Source organism: Mesorhizobium sp. M7A.F.Ca.CA.002.05.1.1 (assembly GCF_003998335.1).
GTDB lineage: Bacteria > Pseudomonadota > Alphaproteobacteria > Rhizobiales > Rhizobiaceae > Mesorhizobium.
On sequence record NZ_RZQI01000876.1, the window covers coordinates 1 to 2,446 of the forward strand.

The following is a 2,446-nucleotide window of genomic DNA, read 5'->3' on the forward strand; positions in this document are numbered from 1 at the left end:
GTCCTGGCATATGGGTGCGGCGCGCCGGCCCTCCCTGACGGAAACGGTCATGGATTGGCGCTCCATCTGGGAGAATTCCGTCGGTCCGAAAGTGTTGCCGCTGCCGCATCCCTCGTGGCGCAACACCGGCTGGCTGAAGAAGAATCCATGGTTTGAAATGGATTTGCTGCCTTTTCTGCGTTCGGAAATCCGCTATCGCCTCGGCTGACCTTTCAGCAAGAAATCACTCGCTTTTTGCCCGATCAGCAGAATTCCTTTCTTGTGAAAGGCCTGGATAAGGCAGAGTATAGGCATTCTATTCCTTTGGGAGCACGATATGGATCGCCTCGATAGAAAAATCCTCCGCCTTTTGCAGGAGGACGCGACACTCGCGGTCGCCGACGTCGCCAAGAAAGTCGGGCTGTCGACAACACCTTGCTGGCGGCGCATCCAGAAGCTCGAGGAGGAGGGCGTCATCAAGCGGCGCGTTGCCATTCTCGACCATGAAAAGGTCAATGTGCGCGTCACCGTCTTCGTGTCGATCCGCACCAATTCGCACAGCCATGAATGGCTGCGGCGTTTCTCGGAAGTCATCCAGGAGTTTCCCGAGGTGGTCGAGTTCTACCGCATGAGCGGCGACGTCGACTATCTCCTGCGTGTCGTGGTGCCCGACATCGCCGCCTACGACGCCTTCTACAAGCGTCTGATCGCCAAGATCGAAATCCGTGACGTGTCGTCTTCCTTCGCCATGGAGCAGATCAAGTACACGACCGAAATCCCGCTCGACTACATGGTGCTGGACAAGGAATCGGGTGCCAACGCCGCCTGAGCTGCAGCAGGTTGTCCTGCTTAGTTCTTCTTTTTGTTGAGGAAACTCCAGGGAGAATTGACCGGCAGGGTGACGGTGTCCGGCACGCTGCCGACAGCGACCACATCTGCCTTGCGGACGCTGTAGCCAGACTGGATGACGCTGACGCCGTCGAGGATGAACAGCTGGCTCTTCTCCATGTCCGGCTTCAGCGCGCCGGTGACCGCGACAGGCTGATACGCCTCGGACATCTTGTAGGGACGAGCCGGCGTGACCAAGACAATCTGGTTGGGCGGGGGCGTCGGCATGTGGCTGCACGCACCCGTCCAGGGCACCAGCAGGAACTGATAGACAAGATCGCCATCGCGATCGACCGGCAATGCATAGCCGGCTAGCTGAATGCTTTTGTCCTGCAGGTTGAGGGACAGCGTCTCGCCGTGGTCGGGCAATTTTGCCGCGATCATCGGCAGCCCGACGTTTTCGGCGGCGGATTGCGTAGCCGGACGCAGATCCTTCCAGAATATGTGCGCGGTCTCGGCCGAGGCATCTGTGGCCGCGGACACAAACAATGCCGCTGCGAGCATTATGGTTGATTTCAGAGGATTGCTCATTGGCCCGCGTCCCTTTGAAGCTCAAGTAAAGACGCCGCTGTCAGCGACGTCAACGCTCCCGCCATCACATGTCGGCAGCCGCATCACATGTCGGCGAGATCCAGACATGCCGGAAAGCGGGTTTCCGCGCCGTCAGCCTTTCCTTGCGGCGATCCGCGCCAGCGTCTTGGCATTGGACAGCTCCCTTACCGCGTCCTTGCCGATCCAGCGCGCCGTCCTGTCGGTCGACTGCGCCAGCCGTTCGGCGACAGCCAGGGCAGCGCCGTGCATGTCCATCGATCGTTTGCCGATCGACCGAAGCGCCCAGTTCACGGCCTTCTTCACGAAATTGCGGCTGTCGTTCGCATGCGTTTCGATGATCGGCAGGAAGGAGAGGAAGGTCGCCCCTGGCTCCTTCTTCCGGTGGACGACGGACCAGGCCATCATGGCGAAGGCCGTGCGCCGAACGAACTCCCGCTCATCGGCCGCAAACTCGGCGATCAGTTCTTTCCAGGCGTCCGTATCGACAAAGAGATCCGAGACGCCGTCGACGATGTCCCAGGAGTCGAAACTAGCCGCCCATCGTCTTGCATCTTCAGCAGAAAACCGTTTCGAGTCAGCCGTGACGGAGGCGATGAACTGCGCCTCCATGATGCCGGTGTCCCATAGCTCGAAGGCGCGCTCGTGGTTGCGTTTGATCTTCCTGGCGATCTGCCGCTGCATGCCGTGCGTGATACCAAGTGCACGGTCGATCTTGATGCCGTAGCGCAACATGCCGAGGCGGTTCTCCTCCGATCCGATAGCGCGCAGATGGGCGACGATTTCTGCAGCACTGGATTGAGGCGAGAGCTCTGGCACCGCGGAACCTATTTTTCGAGACGGGCGAGCAGCGAGGACGTGTCCCAGCGCTTGCCGCCCATCGCCTGCACATCCTTGTAGAACTGGTCGACGAGTGCGGTGACCGGCAGTCTGGCGCCATTGCGGTCGGCCTCGGCCAGGCAGATGCCGAGATCCTTGCGCATCCAGTCGACGGCGAAGCCGAAATCATATTTGCCGGCGTTCATCGTCT

The 2,446-nt window shown here is 60.1% G+C and carries 4 protein-coding genes and 1 pseudogene; 2 read left to right on the top strand and 3 right to left on the bottom strand.

Annotated features, from left to right (window positions below):
• Positions 1 to 208 (top strand): annotated as a pseudogene (locus EN939_RS29860) (uracil-DNA glycosylase family protein); the annotation flags it as partial.
• 108 nt (positions 209 to 316) lie between these two features.
• The gene (locus EN939_RS29865; RefSeq protein WP_006205209.1) at positions 317 to 808 is read left to right on the top strand and encodes an Lrp/AsnC family transcriptional regulator; all 492 of its coding nucleotides are present in this window, start codon (positions 317 to 319) and stop codon (positions 806 to 808) included.
• Between the two features lie 20 nt (positions 809 to 828).
• On the opposite strand, the gene EN939_RS29870 is transcribed toward EN939_RS29865, so the two are convergent.
• The 3 genes from EN939_RS29870 to EN939_RS29880 form a co-directional block, all read right to left on the bottom strand.
• On the bottom strand, positions 829 to 1,398 hold the full coding sequence (locus tag EN939_RS29870) for a DUF3299 domain-containing protein (RefSeq protein ID WP_127270836.1): 570 nt from the start codon (positions 1,396 to 1,398) through the stop codon (positions 829 to 831).
• A gap of 132 nt (positions 1,399 to 1,530) precedes the next feature.
• On the bottom strand, positions 1,531 to 2,235 hold the full coding sequence (locus EN939_RS29875) for a DNA alkylation repair protein (RefSeq protein ID WP_127270838.1): 705 nt from the start codon (positions 2,233 to 2,235) through the stop codon (positions 1,531 to 1,533).
• Between the two features lie 8 nt (positions 2,236 to 2,243).
• The coding region (locus tag EN939_RS29880; protein ID WP_164751340.1) for an NAD-binding protein at positions 2,244 to 2,446 on the bottom strand (203 nt) is incomplete at its 5' end.